Source organism: Rhizomicrobium sp., from assembly GCF_056722145.1.
Genome location: NZ_JBWZET010000003.1, coordinates 1 through 3,650, shown reverse-complemented (window position 1 = coordinate 3,650; position 3,650 = coordinate 1). Strand labels below are relative to the sequence as shown.

7 protein-coding genes are annotated in these 3,650 nt (G+C 65.1%); 5 read left to right on the top strand and 2 right to left on the bottom strand.

The window, feature by feature from the left end; translation table 11 throughout:
• The 4 genes from AC1P6P_RS00240 to AC1P6P_RS00225 form a co-directional block, all read left to right on the top strand.
• On the top strand, nucleotides 1-602 hold a 602-nt coding region (locus AC1P6P_RS00240; RefSeq protein ID WP_481400423.1), incomplete at its 5' end, for a hypothetical protein.
• Nucleotides 599-1,132, top strand: coding sequence for a hypothetical protein (locus AC1P6P_RS00235; protein ID WP_481400422.1), 534 nt, complete (start codon nucleotides 599-601; stop codon nucleotides 1,130-1,132). The genes AC1P6P_RS00240 and AC1P6P_RS00235, both read left to right, overlap by 4 nt.
• A complete protein-coding gene (locus AC1P6P_RS00230) occupies nucleotides 1,129-1,731 on the top strand; it encodes a hypothetical protein (protein ID WP_481400421.1) in 603 nt (200 codons plus the stop codon). The genes AC1P6P_RS00235 and AC1P6P_RS00230 overlap by 4 nt, the downstream gene beginning before the upstream one ends.
• Before the next feature lie 72 nt (nucleotides 1,732-1,803).
• A complete protein-coding gene (locus AC1P6P_RS00225; protein ID WP_481400420.1) occupies nucleotides 1,804-2,340 on the top strand; it encodes a hypothetical protein in 537 nt (178 codons plus the stop codon).
• Between the two features lies 1 nt (nucleotide 2,341).
• On the opposite strand, the gene AC1P6P_RS00220 is transcribed toward AC1P6P_RS00225, so the two are convergent.
• Together AC1P6P_RS00220 and AC1P6P_RS00215 are read right to left on the bottom strand one after the other, a co-directional pair.
• Nucleotides 2,342-2,725: a HigA family addiction module antitoxin gene (locus tag AC1P6P_RS00220; protein WP_481400419.1), complete on the bottom strand. Its 384-nt coding sequence runs from the start codon at nucleotides 2,723-2,725 to the stop codon at nucleotides 2,342-2,344.
• Nucleotides 2,646-2,924, bottom strand: a complete 279-nt coding sequence (locus AC1P6P_RS00215) for a type II toxin-antitoxin system RelE/ParE family toxin (RefSeq protein ID WP_481400418.1) — start codon at nucleotides 2,922-2,924, stop codon at nucleotides 2,646-2,648. The genes AC1P6P_RS00220 and AC1P6P_RS00215 overlap by 80 nt, the downstream gene beginning before the upstream one ends.
• Before the next feature lie 246 nt (nucleotides 2,925-3,170).
• On the opposite strand from AC1P6P_RS00215, the gene AC1P6P_RS00210 reads away from it, so the two are divergent.
• On the top strand, nucleotides 3,171-3,650 hold a 480-nt coding region (locus AC1P6P_RS00210; protein WP_481400417.1), incomplete at its 3' end, for a signal recognition particle receptor subunit alpha.

Below are 3,650 nucleotides of genomic sequence, written 5' to 3'. Positions count from 1 at the left end.
CCATGGGGGAATGCATGGTTCGAGTGCTGTCGCGTTCGTTGGCGTTGCTTGGAGCCGCCGTCGTGGTCGGGGTGTCCATCCTCGCACTGGCGTCGTCCCTCACTGTGGTGCATGACACCATCACCGTCCTTTGCATGTGCGACTGGCGCGTTTATCCCGATTGGCAGTCGGCTCACGCCTGGAAGCCACTGATGGCCACCGCATTCACGCTGCGGGCGCCGAGTGGCACCGAACTGAATGCGGACGACGGTTATGCCGGCACGCACGGCCGCATCGTCCACCCCGCTTTTGCGCTGACCTGGAGCACGATCGAAACCGCTCGGTCGTGGCGCGCACTGCCGTCTTACGACGAGGAAGCGGTCAGTCTTGTCGGCGCCGGAGCGGTAATCCGCCGCGCCTATCAGCCCGGCAGCGACACCCCGTACCTGCTTGCGATGGTGGTGCCGCGCCGCGGTGCTGCCAAAGCGCTCTATTTCCAAGGCGCCTTCACCACAGCGGAGCAACGCGACTTGGCTGAAGCGGTGTTGCGCAGCGTCGTCGTCTATCCGCTGATCGATGCGCCCGCTGTTTCGCCACCCAAAATCGAGGTCGAAACGCCATGACGAAAACGTATCTTGTTGTGCTGTTCGCCGCGTTCACCACCGCCGCGTCGGCCACCACCATCGTGACCTCGCCGCCATCGGCGGTTCCGTTCTCGGCCGGTTGGCAGCCGCGCGATTGCGGGATTTTCCGCATTGCCGCGCCCGACGCGACGCGGCTCGTCCGGCTGGGACGCTTCGGCGGGGTGTTGAACGATCGCCGCTTCACGCTCAGCTACATGGTCGGCTCGCCCGCGAACGACGGCCTCGCCCAATCGGGTCTCGATTATCGCGAGGTGACGGTGGAGGTGGACGGCCGTCCGGCGCTGTTGCGCACCGCCGAATTTCCCGGTGAGGAGGCGCCCTATTTCCTGCAGCTCGTCGTGCCGGACGCGGTCAGGACGCATCGCGGCTGGGCCGCGCTCGAGATCCACGGCTGGTTCGCCAATCTCGACCGCCGCTGGCTCGGTGCCCGCATCGTCACCACAATCGAGCTTGAACGCGAGCGGAAGCCGGTCGTGCCGCACGTTCGCCCGTCACTGGAAGCGCCATGAGGCTCGCGCGACCCGTCGCCTTCGTGCTGGCATTTGCCGTCGTCGCCGCGGCGGGGTGGGGTTTGGCGCGGCCCTACCTGCAGTCCTATTTCTGGGACGGCGGGCCGGCGATCATCGACACCTTCGGCACTCCCGAGGTCGCTTCGTCGGCGTGGATCGAGGTCGACGCCGGCGCCTTCCGCGTCAGCGCGCCACACGGCACCACCATCACAGCCGAACGGCATGACGATTTCGGAGCCGGCCGCATCATTCATCCGACCTTCGCGCTGGTCTATCGTTTTGGTCCGGGCACGGTCGATTCCGGGTCCGCGGGCACCAGCGAAATCTGGCTGCAGAAGAACGGTCGTTCCGCGCTGCTGCGCCGTGGTTATTTGGCGGGAAGTGCCGAACCCTGGCGGGTATCGCTGTACGTTGAGCAGGGTGGAATGTGGCGCGGCCAGCCGGTGGCGATCGAGCTGCACGGCGCATTCGCCACCGAGTACCAACGCGAGATGGCAGCGACCGTGCTAAAGTCGTTGCGGGTCGAGGATCTGCCGTGGGACATCGCGGCAGCACAGGTTTCGACCTTCGACCCGTCGGCGTTTAGCGGTATCCCATGATGGCGCTTGCTGAGAAGCGTGATCCGACGTTACCACTTGACAGGCGCCGGGATCGGCGCACGGAGGCTTGAGATGAACCGGGTTCTGCCGCTGGTCGTGACGCTGGTCTTGGTCGCCGTGGTCGGCTTTTTCGCCTGGCAGGGGTTCAAGGCACCGCCGGTGGCCAGCCCCGCCGCCATCGTCACGACGCCGCCCGGCTGGGTGAAGCTCGACGGCGGCGGCTTCACGCTCTACGCCCCCGACGGCGCCCACATCCGCCAGGGCAAAGGCAACGGCTTCGTCTACGGCGACGTGGTCGGCACCCACCTCTGCATCCGCTATCAGGCCGGCACCAAGGCGAGCGCCATGCTGACCAAGGCGAGCCATCCCGATTTCACCGAAACCACCATCACCGTGGATGGCCATGCGGCGACGGTGCGCAAGGCCTATCTCGCGCCGAACGAGCAGCAGTTCTGGTTTCCCGGCTGCGGCCAGCCGCTCTACGCCGGCCTGACGGTTCCCGGCGCTTTGCCGGGCGGCGGCACCCTGGTGGTGGAGGTCAGCGCCCAAAGCGAAGACGCCCTCGACGACGCCACCATGATGTTCAAATCGGTGCGGGTGGGGGAGTAGGCTATTCGGGCATCACCGGATAGGTCGGGATCGCATCAAGCTTGCCTTGCAGCGCCTGCTCGGCTTGCCAGAGGTCGAAGCTCTGCTGCATCCGCAGCCACAGGCCCGGGCCGTTGCCGCAGAAGCGGCCGAAGCGCAGCGCCATTTCCGCCGTGACGGCCGAGCGGCCTGACATGATGGCGTGCAACGTCTGGCGCGAAACGCCAAGCTGGCGCGCCGCCGCGCTCACCGACAGGCCGATTGCGGGCAAGACGACATCACGGAACAACTCGCCGGGATGGGTCGGGCGGCGGTCGAGCTTGATCTCAATGGTCTTGGACGAGGTCGACTTTGCGCGCCTCGCCGTCTTGCCACTCGAAGGTAATGCGCCACGGTCCATTGACATCTACTCGCCATCTCACCGGCTTGAAGCGGCTGTCGGGATGAAGCCGCAGGCCTGGTAACTTCAGATCATCCAACGTTTGCGCGTGGTGCACGGCATCCAAAATCTGCAAACACCGCCGCTGCAAATCCTGACGAACTTTTGAGCTCTTTGCGGTCTCAAAGAGGTCGTTGAGACCTTTACTCGCAGACGACTGAATCACGGGCGTGCCTCCACGCTCAGGCGCGCTTTCGGGGCGCCAGGCCCGTGGCAGCTTCTAGGATGTGTAAAGCATTGCCTTCCGAGTGTCAAGTAATGCTTTACAGTTTGACACCTCTTCCGTCCCGCCGTAAAACCTGCCCACTTCCGGAAGGCCTTACGCTTTCCGGTCCCAGGCTCGGCCTGGGATCGCCCCCAGGCAGCGCGTGGCGCCCCCTGGGGCGATCATGCTTTGGATAACGGGTAGAGAATGTTCGACTCTTTGCAATCCCGCCTGGGCGGCGTGTTCGACAAGCTTCGTGGCCGCGGTGCGCTCACGGAAGGCGATGTCGACGAGGCACTGAAGGAAGTCCGTACCGCCCTGATCGAGGCGGATGTCGAACTCGGCGTGGTCGACGATTTCATCAAGACGGTGAAGCCGCGCGCGGAAGGCGAAGCGGTGATCCGCTCCGTTACCCCGGCTCAGCAGGTCGTTAAGATCGTCCATGACAGCCTGGTCGAAATGCTGGGCACCGAGGGTGCCGGACTGACCTTGGGTTCGCCGCCGGCACCGATCCTGATGGTCGGCCTGCAGGGCTCGGGCAAGACCACCACCTCCGCCAAGCTCGGCCTTCTGCTCCAAACCAAAGAGAAGAAGAAGGTCCTGATGGCCTCGCTGGACGTCAACCGTCCGGCCGCCATGGAGCAGCTCAAAGTTCTCGGCGAGCAGGCGAACGTCCCGACGCTGCCG

Excerpts from the sequence above, each read along its gene's own strand:
- AC1P6P_RS00220 (WP_481400419.1), bottom strand. The coding sequence starts at position 2,725 with ATGTCAATGGACCGTGGCGCATTACCTTCGAGTGGCAAGACGGCGAGG.
- AC1P6P_RS00230 (WP_481400421.1), top strand. The coding sequence starts at position 1,129 with ATGAGGCTCGCGCGACCCGTCGCCTTCGTGCTGGCATTTGCCGTCGTC.
- AC1P6P_RS00225 (WP_481400420.1), top strand. The coding sequence starts at position 1,804 with ATGAACCGGGTTCTGCCGCTGGTCGTGACGCTGGTCTTGGTCGCCGTG.
- AC1P6P_RS00235 (WP_481400422.1), top strand. The coding sequence starts at position 599 with ATGACGAAAACGTATCTTGTTGTGCTGTTCGCCGCGTTCACCACCGCC.